The sequence below is a fragment of the Acidovorax delafieldii genome (assembly GCF_007993815.1).
Lineage (GTDB): Bacteria > Pseudomonadota > Gammaproteobacteria > Burkholderiales > Burkholderiaceae_C > Acidovorax > Acidovorax delafieldii.
This window is the reverse complement of the sequence record NZ_VJWE01000001.1, coordinates 67750-84713: the sequence shown is the minus strand read 5'-3', so window position 1 is coordinate 84713 and position 16964 is coordinate 67750. Positions and strand designations below refer to the sequence as shown.

Genomic DNA, 16964 nt, shown 5'->3' with positions numbered 1-16964 from the left:
CCCTGGCGACTCTCTCAATGTCCAAATGCCTGCTGGTGCTTGAATCTCTTGCGCTCGTAGCTATCAAAAGAATAGTCAATGTCCACGACACCCTTCCCCTTGCTGCAGACCATCAATGACCCGGCAGACCTGCGCCGGCTCTCGCGCGCGGACCTCAAGGTGCTGGCGACCGAGTTGCGCGAGTTCGTGCTGCAGAGCGTGTCGCAGACCGGTGGCCACCTCAGCTCCAACCTGGGCACGGTAGAGCTGACAGTGGCTTTGCACCATGTCTTCAACACCCCGGAAGACCGCCTGGTATGGGATGTGGGCCACCAGACCTACCCGCACAAGATCCTGACCGGCCGCCGCGACCGCATGCACACGCTGCGCCAGATGGGCGGTATCTCGGGCTTTCCGCAACGGGCGGAGAGCATCTACGACACGTTTGGCACAGCGCATTCCAGCACCAGCATCTCGGCAGCCTTGGGCATGGCGCTGGCTGCCAAGCGCAAGGGCGACAACCGACATGCCGTGGCCATCATTGGAGATGGGGCGATGAGTGCCGGCATGGCGTTCGAGGCGCTCAACAACGCGGGTGTAGCCGACTGCAACCTGCTGGTGGTGCTGAACGACAACGACATGAGCATCAGCCCGCCCGTGGGCGCGCTCAACCGCTATCTCGCGCAACTGATGAGCGGGCAGTTCTACGCCGCCGCCAAGAACGTGGGCAAGACCGTTTTGCGCCCCGTGCCGCCCCTGCTCGAATTTGCCAAGCGCTTCGAGCAACAGGCCAAGGGCATGGTGGTGCCCGCCACGCTGTTCGAGAAATTCGGCTTCAACTACATCGGCCCCATCGACGGGCACGACCTCGATTCGCTGATCCCTACCCTGGAGAACATCAAGAGCCTCAAGGGTCCGCAGTTCCTGCACGTGGTCACCAAGAAGGGGCAGGGCTACAAGCTGGCCGAGGCCGACCCCGTGGCCTACCACGGCCCCGGAAAGTTCGATCCCTCCGTGGGCCTGACCAAGCCCGCCACGCCGCCCAAGCAGACCTTCACCCAGGTGTTCGGCCAGTGGCTGTGTGACATGGCGGCGCAGGACTCGCGCCTGGTGGGCATCACGCCCGCCATGCGCGAGGGCTCGGGCATGGTCGAGTTCGAAAAGCGTTTTCCGGACCGCTACTACGACGTGGGCATTGCTGAACAGCACGCTGTCACGTTCGCTGCGGGCATGGCCTGCGAGGGTGTGAAGCCCGTGGTTGCCATCTACTCCACGTTTTTGCAGCGTGGCTACGACCAGTTGATTCACGACGTGGCCTTGCAGAACCTGCCCGTGGTGTTTGCACTGGACCGTGCGGGCCTGGTGGGCGCCGACGGTGCCACGCACGCAGGCGCCTATGACATCCCGTTCGTGCGCTGCATTCCGAACATGAGCATGGCCTGCCCCGCCGACGAGCGCGAATGCCGCCAGTTGCTCAGCAGTGCGTTTGAACAGGACCACCCCGTGGCCGTGCGTTACCCGCGTGGTAGCGGCGCGGGTGTGGCGCCGCTGGCTGCGCTCGATGGCCTGCCGTTCGGCAAAGGCGAGATCCGCCGCGAGCGCAAGGTTGATGCGGACGGCAAGGCGCCCCGCATTGCCATCCTGGCGTTTGGCACCTTGCTGTATCCCGCGCTCGAAGTGGGCGAGGCGATCGATGCCACCGTGGTCAACATGCGCTGGGCCAAGCCCATCGATGAAGCCTTGCTGCGCGAGGTGGCGGAACGCCACGATGCGCTTGTGACGGTGGAAGAGGGCGCCATCATGGGCGGTGCGGGCAGTGCAGTGACCGAAGCGCTCAACGCCATGGGCATCTTGCGCCCCGTGCTGCAGCTGGGGTTGCCCGATGTCTTCATCGAACATGGCGACCCGGCCAAGTTGCTGGAGTTGCAAGGGCTGGATGCGGCAGGTATTCGCGCATCGATTACCGCTCGGTTTTTGCCTGGCAACGCGGGCTGAACGGAGGCGGGCTGTGGGCAGCGCGTCGCGCTGGCCGGGGGTGCCGTGAGGGCTTTCGCACTGCTGTCGCGCAGATGCTTGCAGAACCCTGAAGGTGTGTGTTGGCGCCGGAATTTCGCGGGAAAACCCGCAAAAGTCCTGGGGGTCATGTTCCTACAATGGTCCCGGCTGAAACATGTCCTTGGTCGGCCGTGCACAACGCGTGCGCACCAAGTTTTGCAATCAATATATCGGAGAGAACCTCATGGATCGTCGTTCAATCATCAAGCATGCTGGCATTGCCGGTGTGCTGGCTGCAGGCGCTGCGCCCGCCGTCCACGCCCAGGCTGCCATTCGCTGGCGTCTGGCTTCCAGCTTCCCCAAGTCGCTGGACACCATCTATGGCGGCGCTGATGTGTTCTCCAAGGCCGTCAAGGCCATGTCGGGCGGCAAGTTTGAAATCTCCGTGCACGCTGGTGGCGAGCTGATGCCTCCCTTCGGCGTGGTGGACGGCGTGCAGCAAGGCACCGTGGAAATGGCACACACCGTGCCTTACTACTTCTACGGCAAGAACCCCGCCTTCGCGCTGGGCTCGGCAGTGCCTTTCGGCTTCAATGCCCGCCAGATGAACGCCTGGATGTTGCATGGCAACGGCCGCAAGCTCATGAACGAGTTCTACGGCGGCTTCAACATGATCAGCTTCGCAGGTGGCAACACCGGCACGCAGATGGGTGGCTGGTTCCGCAAGGAAATCAAGTCGCCTGCCGACTTCAAGGGCATGAAGATGCGCCTGGGTGGAGGCCTGATCGGTGAAGTGATGCAGAAGCTGGGTGCTGTGCCCCAGAGCATCCCTGGCGGCGAAATTTACCAAGCCCTCGAAAAGGGCACGCTGGATGCCGCCGAGTGGGTGGGTCCGTACGACGACCAGAAGCTGGGCTTCAACAAAGTCGCTCCGTTCTACTACTACCCCGGCTGGTGGGAAGGTGGTCCTGAAGTGGACTTCTTCGTCAACCAGAAGGCGTTCGACGGCCTGTCGGCTGAGAACAAGGCCATCATCGAAGCCGCGACCAACGTGGCCCACGTGGACATGCTGGCCAAGTACGACGCGCTGAACCCCACGGCCCTGAAGCAACTCGTGGCTGCCAAGACCAAGGTGCTGCCTTTCTCGCAAGCTGTGATGGACGCTTCGTTCAAGGCTTCGATGGAAGTGTTCGCCGAGAACGACGCCAAGAGCCCCGAGTGGAAGAAGATCTACGCCGACATGCGTGCCTTCCAGCGCGACCAGATCCTCTGGTTCCGCTTTGCCGAAGCCCGCTACGACACCTTCATGTCCGCACAGAAGATCTGATAGCCCGGCTGCGGCGCAAGCCGCAGGGCATGTCGATCAGAAAACCCGCCTGGTTCGCCTGGCGGGTTTTTTTGCGTCTGGTGGGTGGTATGGGGTGGGGTGCTCGGTCCCGCCGTACTGCGGGGCAGATGATGCCGCCGGGATGCCCGGCGATGTTCGGTCGGCTGGCGCTCAAGGTGTCGCCCTTGTTGCTGTGATCGGCAGGTCTGCGTGATCCCTCGGCGCAAACGTTTCTGATGGGATACCAGGGGTGGTTGAGGCCATCGCTTCCCGTGGTGTGCAAAGTCCGTTTATCGCCATAGGCAGACGCTTGCCAGCGGGTTAAGTGGCGCGAAGAAGCCAACGTCTCAACGCGTGGCGGTCGTTTTGCTGTAGGTCCTTAGGTTTTGGGGAGGGCGACGTCGAGCCGTTCGTTGACGGTCCTGTCTTTGAGCACGCTCTGCACGCCATAGGCCCATGAAAAAAGCCCCGGCAGATGACGTCTGCCGGGGCTCTGGTTGCTTCAGGGGCTGGTCAACAGCCCTGTGCGGTTCGGATCACTTCTTCTCGTTGGCCAGCGAATCCTGCAGGGCCTTGAGTGGGTTGTCTGCAGCGGGGGCCGCAGTATCGCCAGGGGCAGCTCCAGCGCCTTCCATGCCAGCCGTGGGGTCGGTTGCCTCGGGGGCTCCGGCAGCGTCAGGCATGGTGGCTTCCATTTCCATACGGACCTTGTCCAGGTCATACACCTCGGCCTTGTCCAGGCCGCTGGAGACGATGCCTGGGAAGGCGATGATCAGGCCCACCATCATCAGCTGAATGACCAGGAACGGGATGGCACCCCAGTAGATCTGCGGCGTGGTCACCGGCGCAATCATCTTCTTGGTGACCTTGTCGAGGTACTCCTTCGCCGGGGCCACGCTGCGCAGGTAGAACAGCGCGAAGCCGAACGGTGGGTGCATGAACGAGGTCTGCATGTTCACGGCCAGCAGCACGCCAAACCAGATCAGGTCGATGCCCAGCTTGTTGGCCACCGGGGCCAGCAGGGGCACCACGATGAAGGACAGCTCGAAGAAGTCCAGGAAGAACGCCAGGAAGAACACCATGATGTTCACGACGATCAGGAAGCCCAGCTGGCCACCGGGCAGGCCGGTCAGCAGGTGTTCCACCCACAGCGGGCCGTCCACGCCCTGGAAGGTCAGGCCGAACATGGTCGCGCCCACCAGGATGAACACCACAAAACACGACAGCTTGGTGGTGGTAGTTACGGCCTGCTTGAGCAGCGAAAGGCTCAGGCGACCACGGATGATGGCCATGATGCCTGCGCCCAGCGCGCCCATGGCGCCGCCTTCGGTGGGGGTTGCAACACCCAGGAAGATGGTGCCCAGCACCAGGAAGATCAGCAGCAGCGGGGGAATCAGCACGAACGTCACGCGTTCCGCAGCCTTGGACAGCAGGCCCAGGCGGGTGATCTTGTTGACGCTGGCGACCACGAAGGCCAGGGCCACGCCAAAGCACATGGCCACCACGATGGTTTCGTCCAGCGCCACGCGTTCCACCGCCTCGCCCGACCACCAGGTGTGCAGGGCGGCCATGTTCTTGGCCACATACATCGAGGCTGCCACGCAGATGCCGGTCAGCACCAGCAGGGAGGTCACACCGCTCTTGCCGTTGTCGTCGCGCAGCGTACGGGCTTCGGGCGGGATCGCAGGCACCCATTGGGGCTTGAAGATTGCCAGCAGGATGACGTACAGCGCATAGAAGCCGGTGAGCATCAAGCCGGGCAGGAAGGCGCCCTTGTACATGTCGCCCACGCTGCGGCCCATCTGGTCGGCAATGATGATCAGCACCAGCGACGGCGGAATGATCTGCGCCAGGGTTCCGGACGCGGCAATCACGCCCGCAGCCAGTCGGCGGTCATAGCCATAGCGCAGCATGATGGGCAGCGAGATCAGGCCCATCGATATCACCGACGCGGCCACCACGCCCGTGGTGGCTGCCAGCAGCGCGCCCACAAAGATCACGGCCAGTGCCAGGCCACCCCGGATGGGGCCAAACAGCTGGCCAATGGTGTCCAGCAGGTCTTCCGCCATCCCGCTTCGCTCCAATATGAGCCCCATGAGCGTGAAGAACGGAATGGCCAGCAGGGTGTCGTTCTGCATGATGCCGAAGATGCGCAGCGGCACGGCTTGCAGCAGCGCTTCGGGAAGTACGTTCAATTCAATGCCGATAAAGGCGAAGAAAAGTCCACAGGCGCCCAGACTGAATGCGACCGGGAAGCCCACCAGCAAGAAGCAGATGAGCCCCGCGAACATGATGGGGGCGAGGTTATGGGTCAAAAATTCCATGGTGTGTGCTCCGCTTGGTAGGGCCGCTCAGTGAGCCTCGGCCTTGTTCTTGCCGTTGCCCTTGGCGGCTTCGGCCAGGTTGCGGATGGATTCAGCCAGTTCTTCCTCGGCCGTCTTTTCGACCTTCTTGACCGTCGGATCTTCGATCAGGCCTTGCAGGAAGCCCAGGCGCTTGATGAGTTCAGAAATGCCTTGCAGCCACAGCAGCGTGAAGCCCAGGGGCATCATCAGGTACACGGGCCAGCGGATCAGGCCACCTGCGTTGTTGGACATTTCGCCCGATGCCAGTGCGCGCGTGAAGAACGGAACCCCATACCAGAGCACGGCCAGGCACATGGGGGTGAGAAAGACGATGTAGCCGAACACGTCGATCCAGATCTGTGTGCGCTTGGAAAAGCGGCTCGAGATCACATCGACCTTCACGTGCTCGCCCTGCAGCAGCGTGTAGCCAGCTGCCAGCAGGAACGATGCAGCAAACAGGTACCACTGCACTTCCAGGAATGCGTTGGAGCTGATGTTGAACGCCTTGCGCACCACGGCGTTCACGCCGCTGATGACCGTGGAGGCCAGGATCAGCCAGACCACGTACTTGCCGACCTGGGTGTTAATCCAGTCGATCCCTCTTGATAACTTCAATAGAGCCTGCATGGTGTCTCCAATAAAAAGGCTGTGTGTGCGAGATGCCCGGGCCCCGCGCGGGTAGGCGCTGAGGCAGGGCACACTTTGACGACGGCGCGATTCTACGGAGCACTGTAGGCGGAGTCTGACAGCAGCGTGACGGTGTTATCCCGCAGCAGCTGCTCATTCTTCAGCTATCAAAACTGCAGCAATTAGGGTTTCTTCCTAGGCGTGGAAGCACGCTTTTTCCGCGCAAATTGCCACCACGGCAACACCGTGCTCATGGCCTGCACCTCGCCGCAGTGCCAGGCGGTGTAACCCGGCAGTGTGGTCATGTGTGCCAGCCATTCAGGTGTTTGCAAGAGGGTGCGCAGTGCCAGCGTGGCGGGCTGGTCCAGGCTGGCTTTCAGGCATGCCAGGTGGTAGCGCTCGTGCACCAGGGGGACAAAGTCCAGCCCGCGCGCGCGGGCCGCTAGCTCGATGCCCATGCCCACATCGGCAGCCCCTGCAGCCACGGCCTGGGCGATGGCGGTGTGGGAGGGTTCGTTGAGCGCGTAGCCCACGATGCTCCCTGGGTCCATGCTGGCCTGGGCCAGCAGGTCGTCCAGCAGCACCCGCGTGCCCGAGCCCAGCGGCCGGTTGATGAAGCGGGCGCCGGTGCGGGCCACATCGGCCAGGCTGCGCAGACCCAGCGGATTGCCGGGGGCCACGATGAGCCCTTGGGTGCGCTGTGCGAATCCAATGATCTTGTGCAGCCCGGGCTGTAGCAGTGGCTGGTAGGTGCGCGCGGTGAGCGACTGTGCGGCTGCGTCAGCCACGGTGTGAAAGCCCGCCAGGGTGCAACGCCCCTCGTTCAGCGCACGGATGGCGTCCACGCTGCCGGTGAACCGGATGTCGAGGTGCAGCGCGCCTGCATCGGTTTGCGTTGCGGCATGTGCACGCAGCGCCGCCAATGCATCGTCATGGCTGGCGTAGAGGGTGAGCACATGGGCGTTGGGGTCGAAGGCTACGGCAAACGCGCGCTCCAGGTCGGCGTGTAGCGCGGCAATCTGGGGCGCCAGGCGGGCCTGGGCCTGGCGTTCGGCCCACAGCAGCTTGCTGCCGAACTCGCTGAGTTGCGCCGACTGGCCCTTGCCCCAGATGATCAATTCGCCGCCCAGCTGGTCTTCCCAGCGTTTGAGGGCGCCCCAGACATGGCGGTAGGACAGGTCCAGCGCGCGCGCAGCGCCCGAGATGGAGCCACGCTCGGCCACCGCCTGCAACAGCTCGGGCAACGGATTGCGGATGAGCGCAGTGCCCGCGTCGCGGCTGAGTGTGTAGTGAAGTTGGACCCTATGCACGGGAGTTCATATCGCTGGATATTGGATGGGTGCCTACGATAGCCCAAACCGATCCCCTGGCCCATGTCCACCCTCACCGAAAGCGCGAGCACAGCGCTTGAACTCACCCTCTCGTCCGACCCTGTCCTCTGGACCATCGTGGGCCGTTCCTTGTCTGTCAGCGCCACCGCCTGTCTGATGGCCTGCGGGGTGGGCCTGGTGCTGGGCGCCTGGCTGGGCGTGGCCCGCTTCACTGGCCGTGGCGCCGTGCTGGCGGTGCTCAACACCTTACTGGCCGTGCCTTCGGTGGTGGTGGGGCTGGTGGTGTACCTGGTGCTCTCGCGCAGCGGGCCGCTGGGGTCGCTGGGCTGGCTGTTCAGCTTCAAGGCCATGGTGCTGGCGCAGGCCATTTTGGTGCTGCCGGTGGTCACCGCGCTCACGCGCCAGACGGTGGAAGACGCCGAGCGCGCGCATGGCGAGCAGCTGCGCTCCATGGGCGCCGGCCCGCTGCTGCGTAGCCTGCTGCTGGCGTGGGACGAGCGGTATGCGCTGCTCACCGTGCTGCTGGCATCGTTTGGCCGCGCGATCTCCGAGGTCGGCGCCGTGATGATCGTGGGTGGCAACATCGACGGCTTCACGCGCGTGATGACCACCGCCATCGCGCTGGAGACCAGCAAGGGTGACCTGCCGCTGGCACTGGCGCTGGGCATGATCCTGCTGGTCGTGGTGCTGGCGCTCAATGTGCTGATCGCGTTGCTGAGGCGCTGGCGCGAGCGGGTGGATGGCTCGGCCTCCAGCACGCCGGTGGGAGTGGCTGCATGAGCGGGCCTTTGCCAACCCCCTGGGTGGACCTGCGGCAGGTGACCGTGCGCTACGGCCGCGTGCAGGCGCTGGACCAGGTCACGCTGCGCATCGCACCCGGCGAGCGCGTGGCGCTGGTGGGCGCCAATGGCAGTGGCAAGAGCACTTTGCTGCGCGTGCTGCATGGCCTGGCCGACACGCATGGGGGCGGCCTGCAATGCGATGCGTCGCTGCGCCAGGCCATGCTGTTCCAGCGCCCGCACATGCTGCGCACCAGTGCCCAGAACAACGTGGCCCTGGCCCTGTGGCTGCGCGGCACCCGCTGGCGCGATGCGCGCCCGCTGGCCCTGACGGCCTTGCAGCGGGTGGGCCTGCAGGGCATTGCAGCGCAGAACGCGCGCACCCTGTCGGGCGGCCAGCAGCAGCGTGTGGCGCTGGCCCGTGCATGGGCCCTGCGGCCCGATGTGCTGCTGCTCGATGAGCCCACCGCCAGCCTCGACCCCCATGCCAAGCGCGAGGTCGAGGCCCTGATGGCCGACTTTGCGGCCAGCCACGGCGCGGCCGGCCCGGCACACCCCGTGACCATGGTGTTCAGCAGCCACAACCTGGGCCAGGTCAAGCGCCTGGCCAGCCGCGTGATCTACATGGAGCACGGCCGTCTGGTGGCGGACTTGCCGGTGCACGACTTTTTCAATGGCCCCCTGCCGGAGGCCGCCCGATTGTTTGTCAAAGGAGAGCTGGTATGACGCGAATTGACCCCCACGCTTCCCACTTCGTGTGGTCACTGCCCCCCAAGGGGGCCTTTTCATCTTGGGGCGGCCCGGCGATGAAAAATTTCAAGCCTTTTCGCGCGGTAGCGCTAGTGTCCAAAGCGCTGACAGCTATTGTTTTGGTAGCGTCGGGTTCAGCGTTTGCGCAGAGCATCACCATGGCCTCCACCACCTCGACCGAGCAGTCGGGCCTGTTTGGCTACCTGCTGCCCGAGTTCAAGAAGGCCAGCGGCCTGGACATCAAGGTGGTGGCGCTGGGCACGGGGCAGGCGCTCGATATGGCACGCCGGGGCGACGCGGACGTGCTGTTCGTGCACGACCAGGTGGCCGAAGAAAAGTTTGTGGCCGATGGCTGGGGCGTGAAGCGCTACCCCGTGATGTACAACGACTTCATCCTCATCGGCCCCAAGAACGACCCGGTGGGTACCAAAGGCAAAGACATCGTGCAAGCGCTGCAGAAGCTCTCTGCCGCCAATGGCAACTTCATCTCGCGCGGCGACAAGAGCGGCACCCACGCGGCCGAGCTGCGCTACTGGAAGCTGGCCGGTGCCGAGGCTGCAAATACCTCAAAAGGCAGCGGCTACAAGGAATGTGGCTGCGGCATGGGGCCAGCGCTCAACATCGCGGCGTCAAGCGGCGCCTATGTGCTGGCCGACCGTGGCACCTGGCTCAACTTCAAGAACCGCGCGGACCTGGCCGTTCTGGTCGAGGGCGACACCAAGCTCTTCAACCAGTACGGCGTGATGGTCGTGAACCCCGCCAAGCACCCCCATCTGAAGTCGCAGGACGCGCAGAAGTTTGTGGACTGGGTGGTGTCTCCCGCCGGCCAGCAGGCGATTGCGGGCTACAAGATTGGTGGCGAGCAGCTGTTCTTCCCGAACGCGGCGCAGTGAGCACTCCCCATGGCAAACCGTTCACCCGCGGCGGTGGCCGCTGCAGCCGCCGGGCTGGCCTGGGCCCTGACCGGTTGTGTGGCCGCGCCCGCCCTGGCGCCCATGGCTGACGCTGCCCCCGTGCAGGTGTATGCCGCTGGCAGCCTGCGCGAAGCGTTCACCGAGATCGCGCGCGACCACGAGGCCAGCACCGGCCAGAAGGTGGCGCTGACCTTTGGCGCCTCGGGCCTGCTGCGTGAGCGCATCGAGAAGGGCGAGCCCGCACAGGTCTTTGCCTCGGCCGACACCGACCACCCGCAGCACCTGGCGGTCCGGGGCGGCTGGCAGGCGCCCGTGGTGTTCACGCGCAACGCGCTGTGTGCGCTGACCAGCGAGCAGATCAGCGCCACCCCTGACACCCCCGACACCTTATTGACCACCTTGCTGCGCAGCGATGTGCGCGTGGGCACCTCCACGCCCAAGGCCGACCCGTCGGGCGACTACGCGTGGGCGCTGTTCCGCCAGGCCGACAAGGTTCAGCCGGGTGCGTATGCCCAGCTGGACGCCAAGGCCCTGAAGCTCACCGGCGGTGCGGATTCGCCCAAGCCGCCTGCGGGCCGGGGCACCTATGCCTGGGTGATGGACCAGCGCCAGGTCGATGTGTTTCTGACCTACTGCACCAACGCAGTGGCCGCCCAGGCCGAGGTGCCGCGCCTGCATGTGGTGCAGCTGCCGGCCGCGCTGCAGGTGGGCGCTAGGTATGGCGTGACCGTGCGGGCCGATGCGCCCGCTGCGGCGCAGGCGTTTGCCAGTGCGCTGCGCCAACCGGCCGCGCAGGCGGTATTGCAACGGTTGGGGTTTGGGCTGCCCTGAACGCGGGCGGCCGTCTGGCTGCGAGTGTGTGCACACGCCGCGTCTGTTTGCCTGGTGGGGTAGCGCGGCGTGTGCTTTTTAAACCAGTGGTATGCAGCGTTCAGTCATCATCGCGGTGGTGGCTGCTGCGCCAGATGGCCCGCACCAGCCACAGGCCACACACCACCGCACCAAAGAAACCGAGGAACCCAAACGCTGGCAGGCCGAACAGCGTGGGCCCGCCTTTCACGGTCATCACGATAGACGAGCCAATGATGAGCGCGGCAATCACCAGCGCCATCGCCAGCCTGTTGGCCGACCGGTCGATCTGGTCGCCCACACGCTTGAGGTGCGCCAGCTCAATGCCCACCTGCAGGTGCCCGCGCCGCGCGTTGCGCAGCAGCCGCCCGATGTCGTCCGGCAACTGCTCCACCGTGGCCAGCGCGCGCCGCAAGGTGCTCCAGGCCCGCCCGGCCAGCACCTTGGGCTCGTAGCGTGCGCGCACCACCTGCTTGAGCAGCGGCAGGGCTTCGGTCGCCATGTGAAAGTCTGGGTCGAGGTTGCGGCCCATGCCTTCGAGCGAGATAAAGGCCTTGATCAGCAGCGCCAGATCGGACGGCAGGCCCAGGTGGTGTTCACGCAGGATGGCCGTCACATCTGCCAGCATCTGTCCCAGGCTCAGCTGCGCCAGGGGCACGCCGTGGTACTGGTCCACAAAGGCTTCGATCTCGGTTTCGAGCTGACCCAGATTCAGGCCCTGCGCGTCGCCCGTCCAGTCCAGCAGCACATCGGCCACGGCTTGCGGTTGGTGCTCCACCAGACCCAGCAGCAGCTGCAGCAGCTCGTCGCGCCGGCGCTGCGACAGGCGGCCCACCATGCCAAAGTCGATGAAGGCAATGCGGTTGCCGGGCAGGTAGAACACGTTACCGGGGTGCGGATCGGCGTGGAAAACGCCGTCCTTCACGATCATCTGCAGCACCGCCTGCGCGCCGCGCTGCGCCAGCACCGTGCGGTCAAAACCGGCCTCGGGCGTCAGCGCGGCCAGGGCGCCGCCGGGCGTGCCGTCGATGAAGTCCTGCACGTTGATGCGCTCGCGCGTGTAGGCCCAGTGCACGCGCGGGATCACGATGTGAGGCAGTGCGGCCATGTTGGTGGCAATGCGTTCGGCCTGGCGGCATTCGCCGGCCAGGTCCAGCTCGCGGCGCAACGAGCGCGCGAACTCGCGCACCAGTTGCTGGGGCCGGTAGGGCTTGAGCGCTGGCAGCTCTGCCTCGGCCAGCGCGGCCAGGCGCTGCAGCAGGCGCAGGTCGGCCTGGATGGTGTCGGCAATGCCGGGGCGGCGGATCTTGACGATGACTTCGCTGCCGTCCTGCAGGCGTGCGCGGTGCACTTGCGCAATCGATGCGGCGGCCAGCGGCGTGGTGTCAAACCAGGCAAAAACGGCTTCGGGTTCGGCGCCCAGGTCTTCGCGCAGTTGCGGGCGCAGCGCATCGATGGGCACAGCGGGCACCTGGCTGTGCAGTTTCTCGAATTCTGCAATCCACTCCGGGCCAAAAAGGTCGGCCCGGCCCGCGAGGATCTGGCCAAACTTGACGAACGCGGGGCCCAGCTCTTCGAGCGCCAGGCGCACCTGCACGGGCGGCTCCACGCGGGCCAGGTCTGCTGCGTGGGTCCAGTTCAGTGCCTGGCCCGCGCGCTCCAGCCGGTCGGCCAGGCCCAGGCGGCGCACGGTGTCGCCAAACCCGTGGCGCACCATCACGCCCAGAATTTCCTTCAGGCGCCCCAGGTCGCGGGCGGTGTCCAGCGTCTCGATCAGCATGGGGCGATGATAGGTTCAGAAGTTCAGGGCCGGTTTGTTCACCATCAGGTAGAACACCACGGCCATGGCCACAAAGGCCGGGTAGCCCAGCGCCTCCCACCAGCGGGCGTAGCGCCAGTACAAGGGCGGCAGCACGCCATCACCGTGCGCGGACTGCGTCGCCTCTGCCGCCTTTATCGCCATGTCGCGCATGCGCAACTGCAGCCACACCACGGGCAGCCAGCAGGCACCGGCCACCAGGTACAGCGCAATGGATACCGCGAGCCATGGCGTGCTCCAGGGCAAGCCTGCCATCGCAGCCATGGCGAGCCCCGTGGCGGGCTGGAGGAACACCGTGGGCGTGGTGAACCACCAGTCCGCCCGCACCACCAGGCGCGTGACCACCGCCTGCGCCTGCACATTACCGCTGCGGTTGGTAAAGAACATGTAGAACGCCGAGCCCAGCCCGGTGCCCACCAGCAGCACGCTGGAGATGATGTGCAGCCATTTGAGGGTGAGGTACAGGCTCATGGCTTTTGCAATGAAGTGGCCTCGTCTTGCAGCAGCACCCACAGGATGGCGGCAATCGGTAGGTTTTTGGTCAGCGGCCCGAAGGGGTGCAGCCACCATGCAGGATGTATGGCTGTGGCCAGCACTGTCATGATCAGCATCATCAGAAGGGCCGCACCATATACCTTGCGGCCGGGGCGGAGCGCCAGCCACAGCCCCAGCACCGCATCGGCAGCCGCCCCGGCCAGGATGATGGCGGTGGGCAGCCACGATGTGTTGCCCTCGGTCCACGCGGTGGGCAGGCCCGCCAGCAGCTCGCGGCTTTGGCCGTGCAGCTCCCACACGCTGACCACCGCGGTGGCCAGCCAGACGATCACGAGGCTGGCGCGCAGCAGTTGGGCTGACGCGTGGTTCATGGGCGGGCCTTCTGCGCGGCAGAGGGCGCAGGGCCCTGCGCCTGTTGCCAAGCTGCAATGTCGACAGCACGGACCGCCAGGAACTGCGCCAGGCGCTGGAACCGTTGGCGCGTCTTGCGGACAAAGACCCAGTCCACCAAAGGCTCCATGACCGCCCGCAAGGCTGCGGGGCCCACTTGAAAGGTATAGGTGTAGATCAGCAGGGACTGGTGGGGGCCTTGCTCCTGGTGGCGCATGGATGCGGCCCACTGGGAGAAAGGGAACGACCGGCCGACCATGGCCGCAGCTGCGAGCACGGGGCGGTCATAGCTGACGAACTGCGTGCGCATGGACAGCGCCCGCAACGCGCCGGCGCCCAGGTTCTCGGTGGTGGCGCCCACACTGGGGCAGGGCGCACCGCTTTCCACGCTGGTGCGGCGCACCAGCGAATCCCACTGGCACCGCCACTCGTGGTAGTGGAAGGCATCGAACACAACGTCGGCCCGCGCTGGCATGGGGTAGGTCAATTTCCGGTGGGCCATGGGCTCATTCCTCCACCACATCCGTCAGCATGCCCCACTTCGCAAACTCGGGGGCAAAGGCCTCTAGGGGCAGCAGGCTGGTGCTGGTGTGCGCCCCGGTGGGTAGCGGCTGCCCTGCTGCCAGCTGGCGGGCCAGCAGGATGGCGGCCATGCAGGGAATCTCGGGGCCGTGGTCGTGGTCGGCCGCAACGTGCCATGCGCGGCGCAGTGGCTGGCCTTGTGCGTCGGCACCCGCCACACGCACCACCATGCCGCCCAGCGGTGTGCCCAGAAAGTCCAGCGCGCCGCCCGCGTGGTGCATCAGCCAGGCCAGCTTTTCGGGGTGGGGCAGCACGCCCCAGCGGCGCAGCGCGGCCAGGGTGGCGAAGGCTCTCTGCGCCAGGCCGACCTCCAGGGCCGCGCGGAAGGTGACGCGGTCGCGGGCCTGGTAATGGGCGGGAAAGATCTCCAGGTCCGGGATGTCGCAGACCGCCCCGAGGCGAGGGCGCAGCCGCTGAAACTGGACGGGGCGGGGCCGCGCCCAGCCACTGTGCGGCTGCCACCGGCCACCGTCCCACACGTCGATGGGCAGGCCGCAGTAGCTCAGCACCGCCGCCAGCGTGGCCTGGCCCCGGGGCGCCCGTTGCGCAGGGGCAATGCAGATGTCGATGCTGTCAATGCGCTGCCAGCCTGCACACAGGTGGTCGATGACGGCCGAGGACAGCGCGGGCACCGTGCTGGCACCCGCGATGGCCGTGCGCCCGGCGGCAGTGAATGCAGCCTCCATGGCGGCGGGAAAGTCGCACACAAACCGGCGGCCATCGGCCAGGTCGATGTAGTGCGCCCCCGCCTCGGCCGCCGCCTGGGCCACGTTGTAGGCTTGCGCCTGAAAAGGGCCCGCCGTGTGGATCACCAGACCCACACCCCACTCGCGCAAGGTGGCGGCCAGGCCCGGCGCCTGGTGGTCCAGCGCCACGCCCTGTGCACCGTGGCCCAGCGTAGTGGCCAGGGCCTTCGCTTGCGAGGCATCCCGGCCCGCCACCAGCAGGGCCATGTGGTGGCGTGTGGCCTCATCGCTCACCAGGGCGCGGCAGATGCGCGCCCCAAAGTTGCCGTAGCCGCCCAGGACCAGGGTTTTGATTACAGCCATGGGGGTCATGCGCCCGAGGCCCAGTGCATGCCGGGCTGCGTGGGCACAAAAGAGGTATCGCTGTCCCGGCCACTGCCCGGCGTGTGCAGCAGTGCTTGCAATGCGGCACGCTGCGACTGCAGTTGCGTTCGGTGCCAATTGGGCACGTCAGGCGCTGCAATGGGGCGGCTGAACAGGTAGCCCTGGATGTGGTGCAGCCCGGCGGCCGCCAGGGCCCGCAGCTCTTCGGGCGTCTCCACGCCTTCAACCACCACCGACAGGCCCAGGTCCCGCGCCAGGGAGCTGATGTGCCGCAGCAGCTTCTGGCGGCGGCGGTCCTGCGGCAGCTGGCGTACGAACAGGCGGTCGCATTTGATGCCCGCAATCGGCAGCTCGGCCAGCATGCCCAGGGACGAATACCCGGCGCCAAAGTCGTCCATCAAAACGGCCACACCCAGGGCGCTCAGCGCGCTGATGGCCGCCACCATCTGGGGGGCCAGCGCAATCACGGCGTGCTCGGTCATTTCGAGCTTCAGGGTGCGCGGGGGCAGGCCGCGCTGGGCCAGCTGCAGGCCCAGCCAGGGCGCAAAGCTCTCGTGCATCAGCGTGACCGGTGCCACATTGACGCTGATCGACACTGCGTCCATCCCCTGCGCTCGCCAGTTGCACAGATGGTCGAGCGCATTGCACACAATCATGCGGTCCACCTCCGCCGTCTTGCCCTGCAGCTCGCACACCAGCAAGAAGGTTTCAGGGTTGATGCGGCCCAGGGTGGTGTCTGTCAGGCGCAGCAGTGCCTCCAGCTGCACCCCGCTGCGCTGGGTGTGGATGATGGGCTGGAAATGCAGGGCCAGGTTGTCGGGATGCAGCAGGCGGTCCAGGTGGTCGGCAATCAGCGACTGTTGGATATCGCTGTGGGCGTTGTGGGCCAATGCCGAGGTGCGCATCATCGACAACCCGCGCCGCAGCAGCTGCTGTCGCCCCGCGTCCGAGCGCAGGTTGCTCAGATGCTCCATGGCCACCGCCATCGCAAACACCAGCATCACAACGAGCAAGGCAGCGCCATCGGACGCCGCATCGTGGTTGCCCTGGTGCATGGGAAAGGTGTTGACCAACAGCCAGTGCAGTACCAGGATCGCGCCGCCGCACAGCAGCTTGTCTGCCCAGTTCTGGGCCCGATAGCGGGGGTTGAGCACGCTCAGCTTGGCGGCGCGATGGCGGATGGCGCAATAGCACGAAATGCCGGTGGCAATGCCCAGCGACAGCACAGTGGCCGGCAGGTTGATCTGCCCGAAACTCTGCACGTGGCTGCTGGTGATGGTGAAGTGCCCTGCCAGCGTGCCCATCGCCAGCCACAAGCTGGCCAGCGCAATGCGGCGCTTGCTGGCGCCGGTGCTGAGGGTGGGGATGGTGAGCCGCGCGCTCACCACCATGATGACCAGGCCGCTGAGCGCGGGCACCAGCTCCAGCACATGGTGCGAAAGCTCGTTGTACAGGAACAGGCCCACCACATCCAGCGCCCACACGATGGAGCCAATGCACAGCGATGCGTGGGATGCGCTGATGCGGCGGCTGGACGGGTCCACCGAATACGCAGTGTGCTCCACCAACTGCTGGCACACGTGCACGACCAGTGCCGCAAACACCCAGAACAGCAGGCTTTGCAGCAGTGGCGGAAACCCCACCACAAACACCTGCATGGCGCCATGCCAGATTGAAACCATATCGTCCACGTGCTCCCGCCCTTTTTTGTA

15 protein-coding genes are annotated in these 16964 nt (G+C 65.7%); 6 read left to right on the top strand and 9 right to left on the bottom strand.

Features of this window, described 5'->3' with window-relative positions:
* Positions 1-78 precede the first annotated feature (78 nt).
* Complete coding sequence (gene dxs, locus ATF69_RS00380; RefSeq protein WP_146869538.1) at positions 79-1974, top strand: 1-deoxy-D-xylulose-5-phosphate synthase; 1896 nt, start codon at positions 79-81, stop codon at positions 1972-1974.
* A gap of 244 nt (positions 1975-2218) precedes the next feature.
* Positions 2219-3301, top strand: coding sequence for a TRAP transporter substrate-binding protein (locus ATF69_RS00375; RefSeq protein ID WP_015015263.1), 1083 nt, complete (start codon positions 2219-2221; stop codon positions 3299-3301).
* Positions 3302-3837: 536 nt separating this feature from the next.
* Here the strand turns inward: ATF69_RS00375 and ATF69_RS00370 are convergent.
* The 3 genes from ATF69_RS00370 to ATF69_RS00360 form a co-directional block, all read right to left on the bottom strand.
* Positions 3838-5625: a TRAP transporter large permease gene (locus ATF69_RS00370; RefSeq protein WP_146869537.1), complete on the bottom strand. Its 1788-nt coding sequence runs from the start codon at positions 5623-5625 to the stop codon at positions 3838-3840.
* Positions 5626-5652: 27 nt separating this feature from the next.
* Positions 5653-6273: a TRAP transporter small permease subunit gene (locus tag ATF69_RS00365; protein WP_056748212.1), complete on the bottom strand. Its 621-nt coding sequence runs from the start codon at positions 6271-6273 to the stop codon at positions 5653-5655.
* Positions 6274-6455: 182 nt separating this feature from the next.
* Positions 6456-7583, bottom strand: coding sequence for a substrate-binding domain-containing protein (locus tag ATF69_RS00360; RefSeq protein WP_056066877.1), 1128 nt, complete (start codon positions 7581-7583; stop codon positions 6456-6458).
* 63 nt (positions 7584-7646) lie between these two features.
* Here ATF69_RS00360 and ATF69_RS00355 point away from each other — a divergent pair, with 63 nt between their 5' ends.
* The 4 genes from ATF69_RS00355 to ATF69_RS00340 all read left to right on the top strand — a co-directional run bounded on the left by ATF69_RS00355 (position 7647) and on the right by ATF69_RS00340 (position 10878).
* Entirely contained in the window at positions 7647-8384 is a 738-nt protein-coding gene (locus ATF69_RS00355) for an ABC transporter permease (RefSeq protein WP_056066880.1), read from the top strand.
* Positions 8381-9109: an ABC transporter ATP-binding protein gene (locus ATF69_RS00350; protein WP_056066886.1), complete on the top strand. Its 729-nt coding sequence runs from the start codon at positions 8381-8383 to the stop codon at positions 9107-9109. The genes ATF69_RS00355 and ATF69_RS00350 overlap by 4 nt, the downstream gene beginning before the upstream one ends.
* 80 nt (positions 9110-9189) lie before the next feature.
* Entirely contained in the window at positions 9190-10026 is an 837-nt protein-coding gene (locus ATF69_RS00345; protein ID WP_146869536.1) for an ABC transporter substrate-binding protein, read from the top strand.
* A 9-nt stretch (positions 10027-10035) separates the two neighbouring features.
* On the top strand, positions 10036-10878 hold the full coding sequence (locus ATF69_RS00340; protein WP_146869535.1) for a molybdate ABC transporter substrate-binding protein: 843 nt from the start codon (positions 10036-10038) through the stop codon (positions 10876-10878).
* Between the two features lie 100 nt (positions 10879-10978).
* On the opposite strand, the gene ATF69_RS00335 is transcribed toward ATF69_RS00340, so the two are convergent.
* The 6 genes from ATF69_RS00335 to ATF69_RS00310 are packed head-to-tail and all read right to left on the bottom strand — an operon-like array spanning position 10979 to position 16934.
* Positions 10979-12676, bottom strand: a complete 1698-nt coding sequence (locus ATF69_RS00335; protein WP_146869534.1) for an ABC1 kinase family protein — start codon at positions 12674-12676, stop codon at positions 10979-10981.
* 15 nt (positions 12677-12691) lie between these two features.
* On the bottom strand, positions 12692-13186 hold the full coding sequence (locus ATF69_RS00330; RefSeq protein ID WP_116747699.1) for a DUF2269 family protein: 495 nt from the start codon (positions 13184-13186) through the stop codon (positions 12692-12694).
* Positions 13183-13581, bottom strand: a complete 399-nt coding sequence (locus tag ATF69_RS00325; RefSeq protein ID WP_146869533.1) for a DoxX-like family protein — start codon at positions 13579-13581, stop codon at positions 13183-13185. The genes ATF69_RS00330 and ATF69_RS00325 overlap by 4 nt, the downstream gene beginning before the upstream one ends.
* Positions 13578-14102 carry an SRPBCC family protein gene (locus ATF69_RS00320; RefSeq protein WP_146869532.1) on the bottom strand — a complete coding sequence of 175 codons (525 nt, stop codon included), beginning with the start codon at positions 14100-14102 and terminating at the stop codon, positions 13578-13580. Before ATF69_RS00320 ends, ATF69_RS00325 begins: the two co-directional genes overlap by 4 nt.
* 4 nt (positions 14103-14106) lie before the next feature.
* A complete protein-coding gene (locus ATF69_RS00315) occupies positions 14107-15231 on the bottom strand; it encodes a saccharopine dehydrogenase NADP-binding domain-containing protein (RefSeq protein WP_146869531.1) in 1125 nt (374 codons plus the stop codon).
* Between the two features lie 5 nt (positions 15232-15236).
* Entirely contained in the window at positions 15237-16934 is a 1698-nt protein-coding gene (locus ATF69_RS00310) for an EAL domain-containing protein (protein WP_244303612.1), read from the bottom strand.
* Positions 16935-16964 lie beyond the last annotated feature (30 nt).